We start from the raw sequence: 21836 nt of genomic DNA on the forward strand, positions 1-21836 counted from the left end.
TCCCACAGGTACACCACAGGTCCTGAAACCTGCGGCGTACCTGTGGGAGCTGGCTTGCCGGCGATAGGGCCGGTGAAGGCAGCGGATGAATCAGACGAGATGCAGGTGGTTGTCCCAGAAGCCGGATGGCAGGTTCATCGGCTGCCCGACCAGTTCGGCCTTGCGGCAATCGTAGAACCGGCAACGGCCCTGCCCGGAGGTGACGACAAAGCCGTCTTTCACCGCGCCAACCCCTGCGCAATCAGGCATGGGTGCATCCAGGCGAACTGCGCCGCTGTCCAGGTCCCAGACAAACAGGCGGTTGGCCCGCGGCGCGGTCAGTGCCACCAGCCGCAGTTCGCTGTGGATGGCAACGCTTGCGGTGTACTGGGCCATGGCCTGCAACTGCCGCTCTGGCACCGGGAAGGCCTTGAACGGCTCGCCCGGGCGCTTGATCGCCAGCAGCTCGGCAGTTTCATCGGCATCGCCCATGAACTGCTGGCAGGCGGCGATGGTGCCATCGCTGCCCACCGCCAGGTGGCGCACGCTGTTCATCTGCTGGGCCAGGGTTTCCTTGCTCAGCAGGGTGCCGTCGCGTTGCATCAGCACCAGGCTCGGCTGCATGGCGTCGAGGTTCATCTCCACCCGGCTTTCGGCTTCGGTGCGAATACCGCCGTTGGCCACGATCAGCGTTTCGCCATCGGGCAGCCAGGCCACCTCGTGCGGGCCGATGCCGTGGGTCGGAATCTCGCCGGTGTGTACCAGGCGTTCACCTTCGAAGCGGTACACGCCGAGCACGCCCCGGCCCGGGTCGGTGGTGTCGTTCTCGGTGGCATACAGCCATTCGCCGCCTTTGTGCACCACGGCGTGGCCGTAGAAGTGCCGGTTCGGCTGCGAGGCTAACGTTTGCAGCAGGCGCCCGTCGCGCAAGTCGATCAGGTAGCTTTCGGTACCGGGGCGGCGGGCGACGAACAGGGCGATCGGCTGCTCGGGGTGGTGGATGATGGCATGGCAACGCTGGGCGACCTGGGTGCTGAACACCTGGGTGCCGTCCAGGCGGAAACCGACGGCATAGTGCTTGCCGTCGCCGTCGTCACGCGCCGAGAGCAGCAATGGTTCGCTGCCTTTTTTGCGGAACAGGCTCCAGCCGCCCAAGGTGAGGGCGCTGAGCAATACGCTACCGAGTTTGAGTGCCTGGCGTCGCAGCATGATCAGTCACCGTCGTTGGCATTGAAGCCCAGCTGGATGTTCAACGCCTTGGCCAGTTCGCCTTCGTGCAGGCGGTGGACGACGTTGAGGCTGTCGTAGATCTGGTTGAGGGTTTGCTGGCCCGCGTCGTCGGCCAACAGCTCACCGAGGGTTTTCTGGTTGTCGGCCAGCAGTTTGAGCGAGGTAGCGTAGGCGGCGTCGATCTTGTCCGCCAGTGCTTTCTGATCGCTGGGCAGCAGGCCGCGCAGGCCCTGGTTGTCGACCCCGACCCAAACGGTTTCGGCGGCCTTGAGGGTGGCCTCCAGGCTTTTCAGCGAGTTGTGGCTGCGCCAGGCTTCGGCTTGCAGCGGCTGCGCGATGCCCTTGCTCTGGCGACCCATCGGCGCACCCAGCTTCTTCTTCAGGGTATCCAGGGCGGTGACCTGGGAGCGCAGCAGGTCGGCGATTGCCTCGTGAGAGTCAGCGTAGCGCTGGTTCGGGAACTTGGTCATCTGCGAAAGCATGCCGTCGGTGCTGTTCCAGCCCTTGAGGATCTCCTCGGCCAGCACCTTCTGGTGTTCACCGATGGCCACCAGCAGCGGGCAGTAGCGGGCTTTCTGCTCGGCAGTGGCGATGTCCGGCTTGCTGTCGAACAGGATGTACTCGTAGGCCGACAGGCCACGAACCACCACGCTGGACTTGCCCAGGGTCGCGGCATCGACCGGCTTGTCGCCATTGACCAGCTGTTCGACCTGGCGGCCGACCAGGTTCTTCTTGTCGGGCCAGAACTGTACCTGCCAGGCGCGGTTGCCTTCGGCCAGCGGGCCGACCAGCAGCGGCTGCAACTCGGCCCAGGCCTTTTGCGCGTTGAGGAAGTCGGCGCGGGCCTTGTCCAGGTCTTCCTTGCCTTCGCAGTAGGCCAGGGCGCTGGCGGCCAGCGCGCGATCGGCTTCGACCCAGCGGCTGTAGGTGGGCAGAATGACCTGTTTGGCGATGGCGGCAGAGGTCACTGCTTGCGGATCCTGCGGCGAGCAGGCACCGAGGGCGAGTGCGGCGAGGCTGGTGAACAACAGTTTGGGTCGGAACATGCCCGGCTCCTTTGCGCGTTTTAAAGTGAGTTCAGGAACGCCAGCAACGCGGCGCGTTGCTCGGCATTGAAAGTGAGTACGAAATTGCGTGCCGCGTCGGCTTCGCCACCATGCCAGAGCACGGCTTCAAGCAGGTTGCGGGCGCGGCCGTCGTGCAGGAACTGGCTGTGGCCGCTGACCGTTTCGTTCAGGCCCACGCCCCACAGTGGCGGGGTCCGCCAGTCCTGGCCGTTGGCGGCAAATTCGGTGCGTTCGTCAGCCAGGCCCGGGCCCATGTCATGCAGCAGCAGGTCGCTGTAGGGGCGGATGACCTGATTGGCCAGCTCCGGCTCGGCGGCATCGGCAGCGGTGGTGAACTGCGGTGTGTGGCAACCCTGGCAACCAGCCTGGTAGAACAGGTTCTTGCCCGCCAGCACCTGCGGCGCGCCCACATCGCGGCGGGCCGGTACGGCCAGGTTGCGGGTGTAGAAGGTCACCAGGCGCAGGATATTGTCACTGACTTCCTTCTCGCCATCGGCGCCGTCACCGTTGGGCGCGGCCAGGCAGTCGGCCTGGGCAGGGGTGCAATCGTCCTTGGGTTGCAGGGTACTGGTCAGGCCCATGTCGCCGACAAAGGCGTGCACGTTCTGCTGGTTGACGTTGGGCTGCCCGGCCTTCCAGCCGAAGCGACCGACCACGGTCTTGCCCTGGGCGTCGTCCCACACCCGGTTGGCCCGCCCGCGAATGCCGTCGCGGTTGTGGTCGTCCGGGTCTTCGTTGGCCAGCAGGTCGGCTTCGGGGATGGCTTCGAGCAGGCCCAGGCCGATCATCGGGGGGGCTGCCCGCGCCGAAAAACGGGTGTCGGGGTGCATCACGCCATAGCCGAGCTGGGTAATCTGCAGGGTTGGCTTGCGCAGCTCGACCTGGTGGCCGTCCTTGAACGACACGGTTTCCTGGGTGTAGGTCACCCGCACCTTGCCTTCTGGCGCCACGCCAGGGATGGCCATGTCCTGCAACTGGGTGCCGTACACCGGCTCCGGTACCACGCCGAGGCGCTCGATGACTTTGGCGAGGTAGGGCTGGTCGGGGATCGACAGGCGTACCAGCATGCCCACCGCGTTGCTGTCATCCGGCTCTGGCGGGTGGCCACGGCCATCGCGCACATGGCAGTTCTGGCAGGCGTTGGTGTTGAACAGCGGGCCCAGGCCATCACGTGCGGTGGTGGTGGACGGGGCGATCACCCAGGGGTTGCGGAAGAAGCTGTTGCCCACGGCGAAGTCCAGGCGCCGCTCGGGCGAGAGGTTGGCCGAGGGCAATGAATAGGCGTTGCGGTCGCTGCGCTGCACGGTCGCCTTGCCACCCGACAACGCTTCGCCGGGCTCGGCCTGGGTGAAACGCGGGGCGTCGTCACAGGCGGCGAGGGCAAGGGTTAGCAGCAGGGGGGAAAGTCGGGACAGCGACGAGGACATCAAGGATCCTGGGCGTGAGCGAAAACCGGCGTGCAAGCTTAGCAAAGTGGGGGTGTTTGAATAAGAGCAATTTGCAATTGCTGGATGAAATCGGTGTCAGTTGGCCAGTGTTTGTGATGGCCTGGTCGGGCCCTATCGCCGGCAAGCCTGCCCCCACAGGTAAACCACCAGCCTCAAAACCTGTTGAGTACCTGTGGGAGCTGGCTTGCCGGCGATAGGGCTAGATGCCAAAAAGGCGACCCGAAGGCCGCCTTTTCTGAGAACCGCTACAGCAAGATCAGAATTCGTGATCTGCGGTGTCCGGGTTCAGGTTGGCAATACCCAGCTTGCCTGCAGCCTGCTCGATCGCACCGGTCTGCTTGACCAGGGCGGCGATGGCGTCACGCACGATCTGGTTGCCGGCTGCGTTGTCGGCAGCGATCAGCTGGTCGTAGTGCTCGCCTTTGAGGGCGTGGTCGACGATCACCTGGATCTTGGCTTCGGTGGCTTCCAGGTCGGCCTTGAGGGTGGCGTCGGTGGCCGGGTCTGCCTTGGCGACCAGCGACGACAGGCTCGGGCCGCTTACCTTGGTGCCGTCCGGGCGGGTGTACTCGCCCAGGTAGACGTTGCGGATGCCTTTGGCGTCATAGAAGTGCGAGTAGTGGGTGTTGTCGCTGAAGCAGTCCTGCTCGTCTTCCGGCGAGTTGGCTTCCAGCGAAACTTTCATGCGCTCGCCAGCCAGTTCACCCAGCGACAGGCTGCCCATGCCGAACAGCATCTTGCGCAGGCCGTCGTTGACCGGCTCCGCTTCCAGGGTGGCACGGTAGTTGTCGGCAACGTTCGGCGCCCAGTTGCCGACCATCTCTTCGAGGTCCTTGACCAGCAGGTCGGTGACCGCTTTCAGGTAGGCACGGCGGCGATCGTTGTGGCCGCCAGTGGCGCCCTGGCCTTCCAGGTAGTCCGACGCAGGGCGATTACCAGCGCCTGGGCCGGTGCCGTTCAGGTCCTGGCCCCAGAGCAGGAACTCGATGGCGTGGTAGCCGGTGGCCACGTTGGCTTCAGAACCGCCCAGTTCGTTCAGGCTGGCCAGCTTCTCGGGGGTGATGTCCTTGACGTCGACCTTCTCTTCGCCCACCTGGATCTCGGTGTTGGCGATGATGTTGGCGCCGGCGGCCGGGTTGCCCAAGGCGTGCTCGTAGCTCTTGTCGACGTAGTCGATCAGGCCTTCGTCCAGCGGCCAGGCGTTCACCTGGCCTTCCCAGTCGTCGATGATGGTGTTGCCGAAGCGGAAGGCCTCGGTCTGCAGGTACGGTACGCGCGAGGCGAACCAGGCTTCCTTGGCGGCCTTCAGGGTTTCGTCGTTGGGCTTGGCCAGGAACGCGTCGACTGCGGTCTGCAGGGCCTTGGCGGTGCTCAGCGAGTCGCTGTACACGGCGTAGACCATTTCGGCGTAGTGCTTGACCACGGCTTTGCCGGCGGCTTCGTCGACAGCCCCTGGCGCAGCAGCGGTGGTGCTGGCGGCAGCAGCAGGTGCCTGGGCTTGCGGCGCGGCGGCTTTGTCGTCCTTTTCACCGCAACCGGCGAGAGCGATGGCAATGGCCAGCAGACTGGCGGAGGCCAGAGGCATTCGAATCATTATTGGTTTTCCTGCATCGTGTGGTTGGACCAAGGGGTGGACCGTGCGCCGTGGCACGCGAAACCGCAACATCATGCGAAAGATTTGCATTTGCTGTAAAGGGGCGGGCGTGCAATTCATGTAATTGCCGGTCACAGCCTGTAACCCGGCAGGCCGGCTCAGAGCATCGAAACCTGATTGCGCTGCGCCTGCTTGAGGAAACTGGTCAGCTCACGGGCCGACAGCGGCTTGCTGTAGTGATAGCCCTGGCCCTCGTGGCAGCCCTGGGCAACGATGTAGGTTTCCTGTTCGGCGGTTTCCACCCCTTCGGCAATCACCTGCATCCCCAGGCTCTTGCCCAGCTGGATGATGGCGCGAACGATGGTGGCGTCGTCATCGTCGTCGAGCAGGTCCTGGACGAAGCTCTTGTCGATCTTGATCTTGTCCAGCGGCAGTGATTTCAGGTAGCTGAGCGACGAATAGCCGGTGCCGAAGTCGTCGATGGCAATCAGCGCCCCGGAGCGGCGCAGGCTCAGCAGGTGCTGGGCGGCCGTGCTGATGTCTTCCATCAGGCCGGTCTCGGTCACTTCCAGCTCCAGGCTGCGTGGCGGCAGGCGGTAGGCCTGCAGCAGGTTGTTGACCACCCGCGGCAGTTCACTGTGGTGCAGCTGCACGGTGGACAGGTTGACCGCCATGCGCAGCTCGCTGAAGCCTTGATCGTGCCATTCGCGCAGTTGCCGGCAGGCCTGGTCCAGTACCCATTCGCCGATGCTGATGATGCTGCCGTTCTGTTCGGCCAGCGGAATGAACTGGTCCGGCGGGACCATGCCCAGCTCCGGGTGCTGCCAGCGCAGCAGCGCCTCGACGCCGACCACGCGGTGGTCGCGGTAGCTGATCTGTGGCTGGTACACCAGGTACAGCTGGTTGCGCGGCAGGGCTTCGCGCAGGTCCTTTTCCAGCTCGCGGCGGCGGCGCATCTCGCTGTCGACGCTGGCGATGTAGAACTGGTAGCGGTTGCGCGAACGGGCCTTGGCCAGGGTCATGGTCTGTTCGGCTTTCTGCAGCAGTTTCTCGGTGCTGTCGCCGTCTTCGGGGAACAGGGTGATGCCGATGGTGGCGCGCAGGCGGATCTGCTGGTGGTGGTCGAGGTCGAAGGGCACTTCCAGGTCGTCGAGGATGCTTTGCGCCAGTTCGGCCGCCTCGTAGGGCTGCTCGATATTGGCCTGCACCAGGGCAAACTGGTCACCGCCTAGCCGCGCCAAAGCGCCCAGGCGGCCGCTGTGGGCCCGCAGGCGGTCGGCCAGGGCCAGCAGCAGCTGGTCACCGACCTGGTAGCTGAACTGCTCGTTGATGCCCTTGAAGTCGTCCAGGCCCACGCACAGCACCGCCACACGGTGTTGCAGGCGGCCGCCGTCGACGAGAATCTTGTCCAGTTGCTGCTGCAGTTGCTGGCGGTTGGGCAGGCCGGTGAGGAAATCGTACTGGGCCATGCGCTGCAGGCTGTTTTCGGCTTCATGGCGCAAGTGGGTATTGCGCTCGATCGATGCCAGCAGCTGGTTGGCGGTATTGACCCAGAGGCCCAGTTCGTTCTTTTCGTGGCCCTTGAGTAGCGGTATCTGGTGCTGGCTGGGGCGGTCGGGGTTGATCTGGGTGAGGTGCTCGATGATCTTGGACAGCGGCTTGGTCAGCAGCCAGTGGTAGACCAGGTACAGCACCAGGCCCATGGCCAAGGCCCGCAGTACGCCGGAAATGAAGATGATCACCGCGTTGATCAGGAAGTCTTCGCCGTAGGACGAGGTGTCCAGGGTAATGCTCAGGTCGCCGTAGTATTCGCTGTAGGGGCCGCGGCCGACCAGTTGCGTGGTGTAGGTGCGTTCCTGGCCGAGGATCGGGTCGGTCAGCCAGCGCATGGGCATGTCCTGCAGCGGGCGGGACTTTTCTGCCAGCATGGTTTCGTTGGGGTGGCCGATGGACGCCATGCGCACCGACTCGTCCTGGAACAGGCCTTCCATCACCTGCATGCCCATTTCGCGGTCGAGGCTGTACACCGCCTGGGTGGAGGGGTCGCGGAACATGTCGAGGATGCGCTGGGCATCGTTGTTCACGGCCTGGCGGGTCTTGTAAGTGTCGTAGACAATTTGCGCACAGCTGAGCACGACGCCAACCGCCAACGCCGACAGCAGCACGACCCTGAGCAACTTGACCGACAAGCTGTTCCGCAATTCCAGCTTCAATGGGGTTTCCTTAATCCATGCGCATGGCATCATTTTGCCATCAACGATGACGATACACTACCGGCCGATCATGAGCAGTGTATCGGTTGCCTGACCCCGCAACTTGAGTGCGCTGTGTCAATCTTCCAGAGGTTTGATGTTAGCGCGGTATACGGGCTGAGCAAGCAAAACCGTGCCGGCCTCTTCGCGGGCACAGGCATAAAAAAACCCGGCACATGGCCGGGTCTTTACGTTCAGGGCTGAAGGACTCAGGCCTTGAAGGTGTTGCCTTCGAACTGCTCGGCAACGAAGGCCCAGTTGACCAGGTTCCAGAACGCCTCGACGTACTTCGGACGCAGGTTGCGGTAGTCGATGTAGTAGGCGTGTTCCCAGACGTCGCAGGTCAGCAGCGGGGTGTCGCCGCTGGTCAGCGGGCAACCGGCGCCGATGGTGCTGGCCAGGGCCAGGGAACCGTCAGCTTTCTTCACCAGCCAGCCCCAGCCGGAACCGAAGGTGCCAACCGAAGTCTTGGTGAACTCTTCCTTGAACTTGTCGAAGGAACCGAAAGCGGCGTTGATGGCGTCAGCCAGGGCACCGGTCGGTTGGCCACCGGCTTTAGGTGCCAGGCAGTTCCAGTAGAAGGTGTGGTTCCAGACCTGAGCGGCGTTGTTGAAGATGCCACCCGAAGAGGTCTTGACGATCTCTTCCAGGGTCTTGCCTTCGAATTCGGTGCCTGGGACCAGGTTGTTCAGGTTCACGACATAGGTGTTGTGGTGCTTGTCGTGGTGATACTCCAGGGTTTCCTTGGAGATGTGCGGCTGCAGGGCATCGTGGGCGTACGGCAGCGGCGGCAATTCAAAAGCCATGGTGGATCTCCTGATTCAGGTCTAGTTCGCGGTTTGCGCAGGGCCGATCACGGGCGGCCCTATGAGCGTCGGCGAGTTTGTACTCTTTGCGACGCAAGGGGTCGATCATAGCACCAGCCCCGGCGCATAACCACGCAACAAACATAGGGAATAGAGGTTCCGCAGCGGTTGGCGGGTACCGACCAGTGGTGGTCGTTTCCAGGCCAACCGATGTGTGCCGGGCCATGCAGGCCAGAGCTCAGTTGAAAATCAACTGCGCCGCCACCGCGAACATCATCACCGCCACCATCAGGTCGAGCATGCGCCAGGTCGCCGGGCGGGCCAGCCACGGTGCCAGCCAGGCCGCACCGATCGCCAGGGTCGAGAACCACAGCAGCGACGCACTGGCCGCCCCGGCCACATAGGCGCCAGGCTCGGTCTGCTGGGCGCCCAGCGAGCCGATCAGCAACACCGTATCAAGGTAGACGTGCGGGTTCAGCAGCGTTACTGCCAGCGCACTGAGCAGTACGGCACGGCGCGAGCGCATGCCTTGGCCTTCCTGGTGTTGCAGGCTTTGTTTGGAAAAGGCACTGCGCAGGGCTTTGGCGCCGTACCAGATGAGGAACAACGCGCCGCCCCAGCGCGCAACGGCCAGCAAGGTCGGGTTTTGCGCCAGCACCGTGGCCAGGCCGAATACCCCGGCAGCCACCAGCAGCGCGTCACAGACAATGCACAGCGCCGCTACCGGCAGGTGATGCTCGCGGCGCAGGCTCTGGGCGAGGACGAAGGCATTCTGGGTGCCGATGGCCATGATCAGGCCGAAGGCCACCAGCATGCCGTTGAGATAGCTTTGCCACATGGCGTGCCCTCCATAAAGGAAACGAAAGATGCTGGCCATTGTGGTGGTTGGCGCTGTATAAGAAAAACAAATAAAGCTGATCAGGCATTAGGAAAATCGATGTTCGACTACAAGTTGCTCGCCGCCTTGGCGGCGGTGATCGAACAGGGTGGTTTCGAGCGTGCCGCGCAAGTGCTCGGGTTGTCGCAGTCGGCCATCTCCCAGCGCATCAAGCTGCTCGAAGCGCGGGTCGGGCAACCGGTGCTGGTGCGTGCCACGCCGCCGAGCCCGACCGAAGTCGGCCGCCAGTTGCTCAACCATGTGCAGCAGGTGCGTCTGCTTGAACGTGACTTGCAGCGCCAGGTGCCGGCGCTGGACGAAGAGGGCATGCCGGAGCGCCTGCGCATCGCCCTGAACGCCGATAGCCTGGCCACCTGGTGGGCCGGTGCGGTGGGCAACTTCTGTGCGCAGCAGAACGTGCTGACCGACCTGGTGGTAGAAGACCAGGAAGTGGGCCTGAAACGCATGCGTGCCGGCGAAGTGGCGGCCTGCCTGTGTGGCAGTGAGCGCCCGGTTGCCGGGGCACGCAGCCTGCTGCTGGGGGCCATGCGCTACCGGGCGTTGGCCAGCCCCGGCTTCATGGCGCGGCATTTCCCCCAGGGTTTTGTCGCCAGCCGCCTGGCCCGCACCCCCGCTATCGTGTACGGCCCGGATGATTTCCTGCAGCATCGTTACCTGGCATCACTGGGCATCGAGGACGGTTTCCTGCACCACCTGTGCCCGTCGTCCGAAGGCTTCCTGCGCATGACCGAGGCCGGGCTGGGCTGGGGGCTGGTGCCCGAACTGCAGGCTCGGGAGCAGCTGGCCAGCGGGCAGTTGGTGGAAATCTGCAGCGATACCCCCATCGACGTGCCGCTGTACTGGCATCATTGGCGCAATGGCGGGCAATTGCTCGCGCAGCTGACCGACCACCTGCGGCACACCGCGCAGCAATGGCTGGTGCCCTTGTAGCCACGGCTGGCGTCAGTTGCATCTGAAATCTGGCAAGACGGAGTCTTACATGCGAATTCTGGTCACCGGCGCGAGTGGCTTCATTGGCGGGCGCTTTGCGCGCTTCGCCCTGGAGCAGGGCCTGGACGTGCGGGTCAGCGGCCGCCGCGCCGAAGGGGTCGAGCACCTGGTCAAGCGCGGCGCCCAGTTCATCCCTGGCGATCTGGGTGATCCCGAGCTGGCCCGCCGCCTGTGCCAGGGCATGGAGGCTGTGGTGCACTGTGCCGGCGCGGTGGGCAACTGGGGGCGCTACCAGGACTTCTACCAGGGCAATGTGGTCGTCACCGAAAACGTGGTCGAGGGCTGCCTGAAGGAACATGTGCGGCGCCTGGTGCACCTGTCGTCGCCGTCGATCTACTTCAATGGCCGCTCGCGCCTGGACATCCGTGAAGACCAAGTGCCGCGTCGTTTTCACGACCACTATGGGCAAACCAAGCACCTGGCGGAGCAAAAAGTGTTCGGGGCCCAGGAGTTCGGCCTTGAAGTGCTGGCGCTGCGCCCGCGCTTCGTCACCGGTGCCGGCGATGCCAGCATCTTCCCGCGGCTGATGCAGATGCAGCGCAAAGGCCGCGTGGCGATCATCGGCAACGGCCTTAACAAAGTCGACTTCACCAGCGTGCACAACCTCAACGAGGCCCTGCTCAGCGCCTTGTTCGCCGATGACCGTGCGCTGGGCCAGGCCTACAACATCAGCAACGACCAGCCGCTGCCGCTGTGGGACGTGGTCAACTACGTGATGCGCCAGATGCAGCTGCCGCAGGTTACCCGCTACCGTTCCTATGGCCTGGCCTACAGCCTGGCCGCGGTGAACGAGGTGGCCTGCATGTTATGGCCGGGGCGCCCGCAACCCACCCTGTCGCGCTTGGGGATGCAGGTGATGAGCCGTGATTTCACCCTGGATATCAGCCGTGCGCGGCAGTACCTGGACTACCAGCCCAAGGTCAGCCTGTGGACGGCGCTGGATGAATTCTGCGGTTGGTGGAAGCATTTGCCGCCTAGGCAGTAAAGCCGCTGGCGTGACAATGGTCATCAACGCGCCGCGCTTGCGGTTTATACTCGTGCCTCTTTGCGACTACCGCGGTTGAATGTATCCATGCGTAACCATGCTCACGATGACTTCGATGACGTGCCCAGCTTGCGGGCGGGGACCGTTGATGATGACGAACTGATGCCGGCGCACGTGGTGCGCAGCCGCCAGAAAGCCGCCCGCGGGGCCAGCACGGCGCCGTTGTGGGCGTTGCTCGGGGCCTCGTTCATCGCGTTGGCGGGCCTGGGCTGGTGGAGCTTCCAGCAGATCTCGCTGATGGAGCAGCAGCTGGTGGCGACCCAGGAGAGCTTTGCCCGCATCAGTGAAGAAGCAGCCGGGCGTTTGCAGGCGATCAGTGGCAAGGTGGAAGCGAGCGAGTCTGGTGTCACAACCAGCAGCGAGGCGCTGAAGCTGCAGTTGCGCCAGTTGCAGCAAGGCGTAGCCGGGCAGACCGGCGACCTGGGTAAGCGCCTGGAGCAGGTGCTGGCCGATACCCGTGAACAGCAGAAGGCTGTGACCGAGCTGCAAAGCCAGCTGCAGGCGCAGTTGAAGCTGGTGAATGGCGAGCTGGCCGCGTTGCGTTCAGGGCAGGTTGATGGCGGCAAGCTGGATGCCCAGTTGAAGGGCCTGAACGAGCAGGTTGCCGCGCTTAAGGCCGCGCAGGTGGATGGCGGCACGCTGGACGGGCAGCTCAAGAGCCTGGGCAGCGATGTGGCGGCGCTGAAGAAGCAGGGTAACCCCAGCGCTGCCATTCAGAGCCTGGAACAGGACATGCTGGTGCTGAAGAGCCAGATTGACAACCGCCCGGCTGCTGCGGCGTCCGGTGGTGCGTCGGTGCAGGAGTTCGATGCCTTCCGGGCGCAGATGACCCGCAACCTGAATACCTTGCAGAGCCAGGTTCAGAATCTGCAACAGCAGATCAACGCTCGGCCGTGACGCCCCAAGGGAGGGCGTTGCCCTCCTATCGCGACACAAGGCCGCTCCCACAATGTACGGTGTACGCCGATCCATTGTGGGAGCGGCCTTGTGTCGCGATGGGCCGCAAAGCGGCCCCGGCAACCATGATTACAACCGCGGATAATCGATATATCCCACCGGCCCCTTGCCATAGAAAGTCTCAGGCCGCGCCTCGTTCAACGGCGCATCCGCCGCCAGCCGCGCCGGCAGGTCGGGGTTGGCGATGAACGGCACCCCAAACGCCACTGCATCGGCCTTGCCACTGGCCAGGGCCGCATTGGCGCTGGCTTTGTCAAACCGCTCGTTGACGATGTACAAGCCGCCGAACGCTTCTTTGATCAATGGGCCGATGCTGTCATCGGCTTCCCGCTCCCGCGAGCAGATAAAGGCAATGCCCCGCTTGCCCAGCTCGCGAGCCACATAGCTGAACGTTTCGGCGCGGTCGGCATCACCCATGTCGTGAGCATCGGCACGCGGCGCCAGGTGCACGCCTACGCGGTTCGCGCCCCACACTTCGATGGCCGCATCGGTCACCTCCAACAGCAGGCGTGCACGGTTTTCCAGCGACCCGCCATAGCGGTCGGTACGCTGGTTGGTGCTGCTTTGCAGGAACTGGTCAAGCAGGTAACCGTTGGCGCCGTGAATCTCTACACCATCGAAACCGGCAGCCTTGGCGTTTTCGGCACCGCTGCGGTAGGCCTCGACGATGTCGTTGATTTCCTCGGTTTCCAGCGCGCGCGGGGTGGGGTAGTCACTCAGCGGGCGCACCAGGCTTACATGGCCCTTGGGCTGGATCGCGCTGGGGGCAACCGGCAGCTCGCCGTTCAGGTAGCTGGGGTGGGAGATACGGCCAACGTGCCACAGCTGCAGGAAGATGCGCCCGCCGGCGGCATGCACGGCCTTGGTGACGTTGTTCCAGCCACGCACCTGCTCATCGTTCCAGATGCCGGGGGTATCCGGGTAGCCGACGCCCATGGCACTGACCGAAGTCGCCTCGCTGAGGATCAGCCCGGCGCTGGCGCGCTGCACATAGTATTCGGCCATCAGCGCATTGGGTACGCGGCCTTCGTCGGCCCTGCAGCGGGTGAGCGGGGCCATGATGATGCGGTTGGGCAGTTGCAGGTCGCCCAGGGTAATCGGATCGAAAAGCGTGGTCATAGCGGTTACCTGCCTTGTCAAAGTGCTTGGCGCAGTTGTTCGAGGAACGCCTCGATGGTGGCTTCGTTGCGTTTGAAGAAGTGCCATTGGCCAATCTTCTGGCTGCTGATCAGCCCGGCGCGCTGCAAGGTGGCCAGGTGGGCGGAGACGGTCGACTGCGACAAGCCGCAGCGTTGGTCGATCTGCCCGGCACACACACCGTTTTCGGTGCTGTGGTACTGGTCGGGGAACTGCGTTGCCGGGTCTTTCAGCCAGCTGAGGATTTCTCGCCTGACCGGATGGGCCAGCGCTTTTATGATTTCGTCGAGATCGAGAGGCATGGGTTGAGGCTCGTTGTAGCGGTATATCGCGATAGGGCGAAATGTAAATCGCCCGATCCCGATATACAAATACGAAGAGGTTCTGAGCTGAGCACGAATCGCTATATCGCGTTATAACGATATGTCGGTGAGCGGTGCTAGACTGCGCCCATGAACTACCTCGCACACCTGCACCTGGGCGGCCCGGCGCCGCAACAACTGCTTGGCAGCCTGTATGGCGACTTCGTCAAGGGCTCGCTGGAAGGGCGCTTTCCGCCTGCGCTGGAGGCGGCTATCCGGCTGCACCGGCATATCGACAGCTACACCGATCGGCACCCGTTGGTGGGGGCAGCCCTGGCGCGCTTTCCGCGTGAGCGGCGGCGCTTTGCCGGCATCGTCCTGGATGTATTCTTCGACCATTGCCTGGCGCGGGATTGGGGCAACTACGCCGAGCAGCCCCTTGAGCAGTTTACTGGCGCGTTTTATCGGGTGCTGCTGGCGGAGCCAGAGCTGCCGGGGCGGCTGGCGCGGATTGCACCGTTCATGGCAGCGGATGACTGGCTAGGGGCGTATGGCGATTTTGCCACCCTGGAGCATGTGTTCAACGGCATTGCCCGGCGTTTGTCGCGACCTGAGGGCATGGCCGGGGTGATGGTGGAGCTGGAGCGGCTGTATGAGCCGCTGCTGGCGGATTTTCGCGAGTTCTACCCGCAGTTGCAGGCCTTTGCAGCGGCGCGCATGCCTGACAGCTGATTTTATTCGCCTGTTCCGGCCCTATCGCCGGCAAGCCAGCTCCCACAGGTTGAGCAACAGCTTCAAGACCTGTGGAGTACCTGTGGGAGCTGGCTTGCCGGCGATAGGGCCAGTACTGACAGCACAAAAAAATCAGGCAGCCCGCGCCTGCCGCCTTGGCGCTGCTTCAACTTCTTCAACCCCAAACAGCGCCAGGTGAATCGCCTGCTGCGCCTGCAACGCCAGCACCGCACGTTCCTTGCCCACGCTGCCAATCGGTTGCAGCAGGTGAATGCACACCTCGCTCCGCGGCTGGGCAAACAGGCGCATCAGGTGCGACACCAGGTCATCATCGCCAATGAACGGCGCAATCGGGTCGATCTGGCCATCACGCAAATACTGGATAGCCACCGGCTGCACGGGCACGCCGCGGTCGATGGCACCTGCCAGCAGGCGGCCATGGAAGGTGCGCAGGCTGCGACCGCTGGTAGTGGTGCCTTCGGGGAAGATCAGCAGCGGCCGGGCCAGCCCCAGTTGCCCGGCGATCTGTTCGCGCAGGCGCTGGCTGTCTCCCCCGCCACGGCGAATGAACAGCGTGCCGGCTTTTTCCGCCAGCCAACCCGCCACCGGCCAATGACGCACCTCGGCCTTGGACAGGAATGACAGCGGCAGCAGCATGCCGAGCAGGGGGATATCGGTCCACGAGACATGGTTGCTGACCCACAGCATCGGCCGCTGCGGCAACTCACCCACCACCCGCACATCGAAGGGCAGGGCGGCGACCAGGCGTTTCATGAACAGGCAGGTCCAGCGCTGGCGGCGTTCGAGGGGGGCCTTGAAGCCCAGGCGTTCACCGAGGGCGACAAGGCTGGCCATCAACATGCCCAGCAACAGTACCAGCAGCAGTCGGATCAGGCGGGCTACTACCCGCAGCTTCGGCATCACACCGCTGCCTTGAAGTGGCGGGCGTAGCGCGGGCACAGGTCGTCGCGCTTGAGCAGGATGAACACGTCGGCCACCTGGAAGTCCTCGTCCCAGCACGGTTCGCCGCAAATCTTCGCGCCCAGGCGCATGTAGGCCTTGAGCAGCGGTGGCATTTCGGCGATGACGTTACCCGGCAGGGCCAGGCTTGGCAGCGGCTTCTTCGGTTCGGCACGCAGGTGCTCGTTGCACAGGTAGCGGTCACGCAGGCGCTGCATCACGGCATGGGCCTGTATGCCGCCGTCCTGCATGGGGATGCTGGCGCAGCCCATCAGGTAGCTGTAGCGGCCCTCGTTGAGCACCGCGGCCAGTTCACCCCAGAGCACGGCGATGGTACCGCCGTTGCGGTAGTCGGGGGCTACGCAGGTTCGGCCCAGCTCCAGGATCGGGCCCTGCAGCTGCAACAGGCCGTGCAGGCGGAATTCTTCTTCGCTGTAGAAGCGGCCCAGGCTGCTGGCGGCCTGGTGGTCGAGCAGGCGGGTGGTGGCCACCAGCTCGCCGGTGCTCAGGTCACGCACACCAATATGGCGGCAGTGCACGTCGTAGTCGTCCATGTCCAGGCCCTGCTCGGCACCCTTGAGCTTGGCCTTGAATTCTGCGCTGAACACTTTGAAACGCAGGGCCTGGGCCTCTTGCAGCGCCGCGGCGCCAACCAGGCGTTCGGCTTGCAGACGGCGTTCAGTGCTGTTGTCGCCAGAGTGAGCGATCCGAGTCATTACGAGTCTCCATAAGCCAGCCATGAGGGTTGCGGCCGGTCGGCTTTGTTGTGCAAAGTCAGCCTAGGTAGACGCGGTGTCACCCCTGTGAATCTTTGGTGATGCTTGCGTGACACCCCCGAACCTTGACCAGAAAGCCCCAGCAAGGAGCCGTCCGATGGCCTGGTTGCAACGATTGAACGACCCGCTTCGCCACGCGCCGGCGGACACTCTGGGTGAAACCTATGCCGCGCTGCTCGAGCGCCTCGGCCCGGTTGCCCCCTTCGAACTGGCGGCACTGGGCGGGCGCGCGATGGCCACGCCGGGCCTGGCTTTTCTGGTGGGTTACCAGGCCGCCTTGCGCGTGCTGTGGCCCAGTGCACCGGCCAGCCTCGGCGCCCTGTGTGCCACCGAGCGGCGCAGCGTAAGGCCGGCGGACATGCATACGCGCCTGGACGGTTTGCGGCTGAGCGGCAGTAAGGACTTTGTCACAGCCGGGCTGGAGGCGGAGTGGCTGCTGGTGGCGGCGCGCAGCGAAACCGCAGGCGCGGCGCCACAATTGAACCTGGCGGTGGTCTACCCCGGGGAACCTGGCGTGACGCTGGAGCCATTGCCGACCCTGCCGCTGATGCCGGAGGTGGGCCACGGGCGCTTGCTGCTGGAGCAGGCAACGTGCGAGTTGCTGGCCGGTGACGGCTGGGATGCCTATGTGAAGCCGTTCCGCTCGCTGGAGGACTTGTATGTGCTCACGGCGCTTACGGCCTGGCTGTATGGCGTGGGGCAGGAAAGCGCCTGGCCACAGGATTTACGGCTGCAGCTGCTTGGGCTGCTGGCAGGGTGTGCGGAGGGCAGTCGGCAGTGTGCCGATAGCGTGAGTTGCCATTTGTTGCTGGGCGGGTTGTTTGCGCAGTTCCAGGCATTGCGGGGGGCGATCGATGCGGCCCTGGCGGCAGGGCCGGTGCATTGGGCACAAATCTGGCAGCGTGACCAAGGGGTGATGACGCTGGCCGCAGCGGCGAGAGAGAAGCGGCTGAACAAGGCTTGGGCTGCTGCGGGATTGTCATGAAGGCCTGATAGGTTTTTGTGAACCGATGATCCCGGGGGCCGCCTTGCGGCCCATCGCCGGCAAGCCAGCTCCCACATGGATCGCACAATGCCCAAGGTTTGTGCAGTGCCCAAGGTGTGTGCAGTACCTGTGGAATTGCCATGAAGGCTTGATAGATTTTTTCAACCGATGATCCCGGGGGTCCGTCCTGCGGCCCATCGTCGGCAAGCCAGCCCCCACATGGATCGCACAATGCCCAAGGTGTGTGCAGTACCTGTGGGAGCTGGCTTGCCGGCGATGGGCTGCGCCGCAGCCCCAAAATTTCGAGCTGAAACACAATGCTGAAAGGTCTGCTACTGGTTCTTTGCCTGGCCTTGGCAACCGCCGAAGCCGAGGAATGGCCTGATCCTGCCTGGCAGAACGACCCTGCCACGTTCGACTGGCAAGCCGTCGACGCCTACGCCTTCCCCCCTCGCACTGCCCCCGACCGCAGCGGCATCCGCACCGACGCGGTGCTGATCATCCGCGACGGCCGTATCCTCCACGAGCGCTACACCGCCCCCACCACTGCCGCCACCGCGCATCTGACCTGGTCGGTAAGCAAGAGCGTACTCGCCACGCTGATGGGCGTGGCCCAAGGCGAAGGACGCTTCCAGCTGGAAGATCCGGTCACCCGTTTCTACCCCGCCATGCGCGGTCATCCGGGCATACGCATGGCCGATCTGCTGCACTGGGCCAGTGGCCTGGACTGGCAGGAAGACTACGAATACGCCCCGCTCAAGTCCTCGGTGGTGGCCATGCTGTATACCCGTGGCCGCGAGGACATGGCGGCCTATACGGCGGCGCGGGGCGCGTCGGCCAGCCCCGGTCAGCGATTCCTCTACTCCAGTGGCGACAGCAACCTCCTGGCCGCCGCGCTGCGCGGCATGCTGGATGCCGGGCAATATCCCGATTACCCTTGGCACGCGCTGTTCACCCCGCTGGGTGTCGACAGCGCAGTGTGGGAGCGTGACCGGGCGGGCACCTACGTGGGCTCTTCCTATCTGTACCTCAGCGCCCGTGACCTGGCGCGTATCGGCTTGCTGATGCAGCGCGACGGCCGTTGGCAAGGCCGGCAACTGCTGCCCAAGGCCTGGGTGGCCTTCAACCGCACAGCGTTTGACCATGCCGAACCTGTGCCGGGTGAGGCCAATCCTGGCGGCCACTGGTGGCTCAACCATCCGCTGGCCGGCGCCGCGCGGCCTTGGCCGAGTGCGCCCGAAGACACCTACGCCGCCCTTGGCCACTGGGGCCAGGCGTTGTACGTATTGCCCGCGCAAAAGCTGGTGATCGTGCGCTATGCCGATGACCGCGACGGCAGTTACCAGCACGACGAACTGCTCAAGCGGGTACTAGCGGCATTGGCCGGGGAGGGCAGATGAAGCGGGCCTTGTTGGTGGTGCTGCTGGGCCTGTTGTTCTGGGCCTGGCAGGAGCGTCAGGCGCTGGCGGATTTCCCCGGCATCCTCTCGGCCTACTCGGCCAAGGAATACTGCTCGTGCCGCTTCGTCATGGGCTTCGAGCAGGCCTACTGCCAAGGTTATGTGAAGCAATGGCTGCCGCTGAGCCTGCTGGAGGAAAACAGCCAGCAGCGGCTAGTTACCGCCGAAGGGCTTGGGCGGCGCAACCAGGCTGCCTGGCAGGGCCTGCACGAGGGCTGCCGCTTGCTGCCATGAAGGCGGGCGGGTAAGGTTGGCGGCCTGGTTTCACGAGATTTGTCATGTTCAAACTGCCCCGTTTGCTGCCCGCCTTGTTGCTGGCTTTGTGCCTGCCCGCCCACGCCAATTGGCACCTCGATGGCGAATCGTCGCGCTTGTCGTTCATTACCGGCAAGAACGGTGACACCGCCGAAGTGCACCGCTTTCTGGTGCTGCACGGCACGGTCGACCGCAAAGGCGTGGCGGGGCTGAGCATCGAGATGGACTCTGTCAGCAGCGGCATCCCGCTGCGTGACGAGCAAATGCGCGACAACCTGTTCGAGGTCGGGCGCTTCGCCGAGGCCACGGTAAAGGCGCAGATCGATCTGCGGCCGATCAATGACCTGGCCGATGGTGCACAGATCGAGTTGCGCCTGCCGCTGACGGTCACAATGCATGGCCAGTCGCACAGCTACAACGCCTTGCTGCTGGCCACTCGCCTGGATGCGCGGCGGTTCCAGGTCGTGACCCTGGAACCGCTGCTGCTGCGCGCCGAGGATTTCGGTTTGCTGCCGGGGCTGGAAAGCCTGCGCAAGTTTGCCGGGCTCAAGTCTATCAACCCGTCGGTGCCGGTTAGCGCGGTGCTGATTTTCACCGCCCGCTGACATGCCGGGGCCGGTCTTCCCCTGGCGGGATGGCAACCAGTTCGAACTGCTGATCGACGGCCCCGAGTTCTTTCCGCGCATGCTGGCGGCAATCGTGGGTGCCGAGTTTCAGGTTGACCTGGAGCTGTACCTGGTCGAGGCCGGCGCCTGTGCCGAGGCCGTGGTCGAAGCGCTGGAGCAGGCCGCCCGGCGTGGTGTGCGGGTGCGTTGCCTGTTCGATGACTATGGCTCGCTGGCCTTCAACAGCGCCCTGCGCCAGCGCCTGCTGGAAGCCGGTGTGTACCTGCGCTGGTACAACCGCCTGCGCTGGAAGCGTGGCCTGCGCAACCTGTACCGCGACCACCGCAAGCTTTTGCTGGTGGACGAACGCTGGGCGGTGGTGGGCGGCACGGGCGTAACCGACGAGTTCTGGAAGCCGGGCGACGCGACCAGCGAATGGCATGAGGTGATGGTGCAGATTCAAGGGCCGGTGGTAACCGACTGGCAACTGCTGTTCGACCGCCAGTGGTCCGCCAACAATCGCCGCACCGCCTGGCGCCCTGCCGAAGGCTTCGGCCTGCCGCGCCTGCCCAAGTTGCCTGCCCACGGGCAGGGCATGGGCCGGGTGGCCTATGCCGACGCCCGTCAGCATCAGGACATCCTGCATTCGCTGGTGCGGGCGCTGAACAGTGGCAAGCAACGGGTATGGCTGGCCACGCCGTACTTCCTGCCGACCTGGAGCGTGCGCCGTTCGTTGCGCCGTGCCGCCAGCAAGGGGCTTGATGTGCGGCTGTTGCTGACCGGCCCACGCACAGACCACCCGTCGGTCCGCTACGCCGGGCACCGCTACTACCCACGCCTGCTGCGCGCCGGGGTGCGGATTTTCGAATACCAACCGTGCTTCCTGCACCTGAAGATGGCCGTGGTAGACGACTGGGTCAGCGTCGGGTCGTGCAACTTCGACCACTGGAACCTGCGCTTCAACCTTGAGGCCAACATCGAAGCGCTGGACCCGCCGTTGACAGCGGCGGTGGTGGCCAGCTTCGAGCGCGACTTTGCCTTGAGCCAGGAAGTCGACCTCGACCACTGGCATGCCCGCCCCCTCTGGCGCAGGGTGAAGCAGCGGATCTGGGGCTGGATCGACCGACTGGTGGTCCACGTGCTCGACCGCCGTGACTGACAGCGGCTATCGTGCATTGACTGTTAACCGAAGGAGTGGGTGCGATGACGGCGAAGAAGATTCTGATGCTGGTGGGCGACTACGTCGAGGATTACGAAGCGATGGTGCCGTTCCAGGCCTTGAGCATGGTGGGCCATACCGTGCATGCGGTGTGCCCGGAGAAACTGGCGGGGCAGACCGTGCGCACTGCCATCCATGATTTTGAGGGTGAGCAGACCTACAGCGAAAAGCCGGGGCACAACTTTGCCCTGAATTACGACTTCGTGCGGGTGCGGCCCGAGAGTTACGACGCGCTGCTGATCCCGGGTGGCCGTGCGCCGGAGTACCTGCGCCTGGATGAAAAAGTGCTGGAGCTGGTGCGGGCGTTCGACCAGGCCGGCAAGCCGATTGCGGCGGTGTGCCATGGTGCTCAGCTGTTGGCGGCGGCGGGTGTGCTGGAGGGGCGCGAATGCAGCGCGTACCCCGCGTGTGCGCCGGAAGTGCGTCTGGCGGGCGGCACGTTCATCGACATCGCGGTGGACCAGGCCCATGTGGATGGCAACCTGGTGACTGCACCGGCCTGGCCAGCCCACCCGGCGTGGCTGGCGGCCTTCCTGAAAGTGCTGGGTACCCGTATCGTCTGACCGGGCCCCTTCGCAGCACAAGGCTGCTCCTACAGGGACCCCACAACACTCAGGTCTTGTGCTGGCCCTGTAGGAGCAGCCTTGTGCTGCGAAGAGGCCGGTACAGGCAATGCAGCTCTCTCAGGCTTAGGCTACTTGCTCAACCCAGTCATTGAGGTTGTAGTAGTTGGTCACCCGGGCAATCTTGCCGCAGTGGATATAGAAAAACGCCCCCGCCGGCAGCACATAGGTCTGCCCGTTGGCTGCCGGCAACCCTTGGTCATCCGCCAGATACTCGCCATGCACGGTGAACTCCGCCGCCGCGCGGCTGCCGTCGGCATTCTGCATCACCACGATATCGGCCAGGCGTTCGCGGTAGCAGCGGTTCATCTTGTCCATGAACGCGGCAAACCGGGCCTTGCCCATTTGCCGCTCGCCCTGGTTGATGTCGTGGATCACGTCCTCGCTCAGCAGGGCGAGAAAGCCCGGCATGTCGCCGGCGTTGAACGCGGCGTAGTAAGCATTTACCAGTTCGGTAGCGGTCATGGAACAGTACCTGTCGTGTAGGGAAAAGGCGGGTCGCTGCCTCGGATGATAG

General features: G+C 64.3%; 22 protein-coding genes. 10 read left to right on the forward strand and 12 right to left on the reverse strand.

Annotated elements, in window-relative coordinates:
- Positions 1 to 90: 90 nt before the first annotated feature.
- The 7 genes from ACN6NG_RS04090 to ACN6NG_RS04120 all read right to left on the reverse strand — a co-directional run bounded on the left by ACN6NG_RS04090 (position 91) and on the right by ACN6NG_RS04120 (position 9214).
- The gene (locus ACN6NG_RS04090) at positions 91 to 1188 is read right to left on the reverse strand and encodes a DUF1513 domain-containing protein (RefSeq protein ID WP_063422291.1); all 1098 of its coding nucleotides are present in this window, start codon (positions 1186 to 1188) and stop codon (positions 91 to 93) included.
- A gap of 2 nt (positions 1189 to 1190) precedes the next feature.
- Complete coding sequence (locus tag ACN6NG_RS04095) at positions 1191 to 2255, reverse strand: imelysin family protein (RefSeq protein WP_063422290.1); 1065 nt, start codon at positions 2253 to 2255, stop codon at positions 1191 to 1193.
- 20 nt (positions 2256 to 2275) lie between these two features.
- Positions 2276 to 3703, reverse strand: a complete 1428-nt coding sequence (locus ACN6NG_RS04100; RefSeq protein WP_474313004.1) for a di-heme oxidoreductase family protein — start codon at positions 3701 to 3703, stop codon at positions 2276 to 2278.
- Between the two features lie 277 nt (positions 3704 to 3980).
- Positions 3981 to 5318, reverse strand: a complete 1338-nt coding sequence (locus ACN6NG_RS04105) for an imelysin family protein (RefSeq protein ID WP_063422288.1) — start codon at positions 5316 to 5318, stop codon at positions 3981 to 3983.
- A 158-nt stretch (positions 5319 to 5476) separates the two neighbouring features.
- A complete protein-coding gene (locus ACN6NG_RS04110; RefSeq protein ID WP_059396327.1) occupies positions 5477 to 7531 on the reverse strand; it encodes a putative bifunctional diguanylate cyclase/phosphodiesterase in 2055 nt (684 codons plus the stop codon).
- A gap of 248 nt (positions 7532 to 7779) precedes the next feature.
- On the reverse strand, positions 7780 to 8376 hold the full coding sequence (locus tag ACN6NG_RS04115; RefSeq protein WP_474313006.1) for a superoxide dismutase: 597 nt from the start codon (positions 8374 to 8376) through the stop codon (positions 7780 to 7782).
- Positions 8377 to 8614: 238 nt separating this feature from the next.
- Positions 8615 to 9214, reverse strand: coding sequence for a LysE/ArgO family amino acid transporter (locus ACN6NG_RS04120; RefSeq protein ID WP_049273246.1), 600 nt, complete (start codon positions 9212 to 9214; stop codon positions 8615 to 8617).
- Positions 9215 to 9313: 99 nt separating this feature from the next.
- On the opposite strand from ACN6NG_RS04120, the gene ACN6NG_RS04125 reads away from it, so the two are divergent.
- The 3 genes from ACN6NG_RS04125 (at position 9314) to ACN6NG_RS04135 (ending at position 12206) form a co-directional block, all read left to right on the forward strand.
- The gene (locus tag ACN6NG_RS04125; protein WP_016498086.1) at positions 9314 to 10204 is read left to right on the forward strand and encodes a LysR family transcriptional regulator ArgP; all 891 of its coding nucleotides are present in this window, start codon (positions 9314 to 9316) and stop codon (positions 10202 to 10204) included.
- A 49-nt stretch (positions 10205 to 10253) separates the two neighbouring features.
- The gene (locus ACN6NG_RS04130; RefSeq protein WP_474313008.1) at positions 10254 to 11249 is read left to right on the forward strand and encodes an NAD-dependent epimerase/dehydratase family protein; all 996 of its coding nucleotides are present in this window, start codon (positions 10254 to 10256) and stop codon (positions 11247 to 11249) included.
- Positions 11250 to 11336: 87 nt separating this feature from the next.
- Complete coding sequence (locus ACN6NG_RS04135) at positions 11337 to 12206, forward strand: ATPase (protein WP_474313009.1); 870 nt, start codon at positions 11337 to 11339, stop codon at positions 12204 to 12206.
- A 129-nt stretch (positions 12207 to 12335) separates the two neighbouring features.
- On the opposite strand, the gene ACN6NG_RS04140 is transcribed toward ACN6NG_RS04135, so the two are convergent.
- A complete protein-coding gene (locus ACN6NG_RS04140) occupies positions 12336 to 13385 on the reverse strand; it encodes an alkene reductase (RefSeq protein ID WP_016498089.1) in 1050 nt (349 codons plus the stop codon).
- Between the two features lie 17 nt (positions 13386 to 13402).
- The gene (locus ACN6NG_RS04145) at positions 13403 to 13705 is read right to left on the reverse strand and encodes an ArsR/SmtB family transcription factor (protein WP_016498090.1); all 303 of its coding nucleotides are present in this window, start codon (positions 13703 to 13705) and stop codon (positions 13403 to 13405) included.
- A gap of 150 nt (positions 13706 to 13855) precedes the next feature.
- On the opposite strand from ACN6NG_RS04145, the gene ACN6NG_RS04150 reads away from it, so the two are divergent.
- Positions 13856 to 14437 (forward strand): acyl carrier protein phosphodiesterase, encoded by a 582-nt coding sequence (locus tag ACN6NG_RS04150; RefSeq protein WP_474313011.1) that lies wholly within the window; start codon positions 13856 to 13858, stop codon positions 14435 to 14437.
- A gap of 132 nt (positions 14438 to 14569) precedes the next feature.
- On the opposite strand, the gene ACN6NG_RS04155 is transcribed toward ACN6NG_RS04150, so the two are convergent.
- Together ACN6NG_RS04155 and olsB are read right to left on the reverse strand one after the other, a co-directional pair.
- On the reverse strand, positions 14570 to 15358 hold the full coding sequence (locus ACN6NG_RS04155; RefSeq protein WP_063422281.1) for a lysophospholipid acyltransferase family protein: 789 nt from the start codon (positions 15356 to 15358) through the stop codon (positions 14570 to 14572).
- Entirely contained in the window at positions 15358 to 16113 is a 756-nt protein-coding gene (gene olsB, locus ACN6NG_RS04160) for an L-ornithine N(alpha)-acyltransferase (protein WP_474313012.1), read from the reverse strand. Before olsB ends, ACN6NG_RS04155 begins: the two co-directional genes overlap by 1 nt.
- A gap of 157 nt (positions 16114 to 16270) precedes the next feature.
- On the opposite strand from olsB, the gene ACN6NG_RS04165 reads away from it, so the two are divergent.
- The 6 genes from ACN6NG_RS04165 (at position 16271) to ACN6NG_RS04190 (ending at position 21259) form a co-directional block, all read left to right on the forward strand.
- On the forward strand, positions 16271 to 17158 hold the full coding sequence (locus ACN6NG_RS04165; RefSeq protein WP_016498094.1) for an acyl-CoA dehydrogenase family protein: 888 nt from the start codon (positions 16271 to 16273) through the stop codon (positions 17156 to 17158).
- Between the two features lie 317 nt (positions 17159 to 17475).
- On the forward strand, positions 17476 to 18558 hold the full coding sequence (locus ACN6NG_RS04170; RefSeq protein ID WP_474313014.1) for a serine hydrolase domain-containing protein: 1083 nt from the start codon (positions 17476 to 17478) through the stop codon (positions 18556 to 18558).
- Complete coding sequence (locus tag ACN6NG_RS04175) at positions 18555 to 18851, forward strand: hypothetical protein (protein WP_063422278.1); 297 nt, start codon at positions 18555 to 18557, stop codon at positions 18849 to 18851. The genes ACN6NG_RS04170 and ACN6NG_RS04175 overlap by 4 nt, the downstream gene beginning before the upstream one ends.
- Before the next feature lie 44 nt (positions 18852 to 18895).
- Positions 18896 to 19477, forward strand: coding sequence for a YceI family protein (locus ACN6NG_RS04180; RefSeq protein ID WP_474313016.1), 582 nt, complete (start codon positions 18896 to 18898; stop codon positions 19475 to 19477).
- 1 nt (position 19478) lies between these two features.
- The gene (locus tag ACN6NG_RS04185) at positions 19479 to 20636 is read left to right on the forward strand and encodes a phospholipase D-like domain-containing protein (protein ID WP_474313018.1); all 1158 of its coding nucleotides are present in this window, start codon (positions 19479 to 19481) and stop codon (positions 20634 to 20636) included.
- Between the two features lie 44 nt (positions 20637 to 20680).
- Positions 20681 to 21259: a DJ-1/PfpI family protein gene (locus ACN6NG_RS04190; RefSeq protein WP_016498099.1), complete on the forward strand. Its 579-nt coding sequence runs from the start codon at positions 20681 to 20683 to the stop codon at positions 21257 to 21259.
- Between the two features lie 126 nt (positions 21260 to 21385).
- Here the strand turns inward: ACN6NG_RS04190 and ACN6NG_RS04195 are convergent, their stop codons facing one another.
- Positions 21386 to 21784 (reverse strand): nuclear transport factor 2 family protein, encoded by a 399-nt coding sequence (locus ACN6NG_RS04195; RefSeq protein ID WP_016498100.1) that lies wholly within the window; start codon positions 21782 to 21784, stop codon positions 21386 to 21388.
- Positions 21785 to 21836: the final 52 nt, after the last annotated feature.

This window comes from Pseudomonas sp. TSO6 (assembly GCF_056098905.1).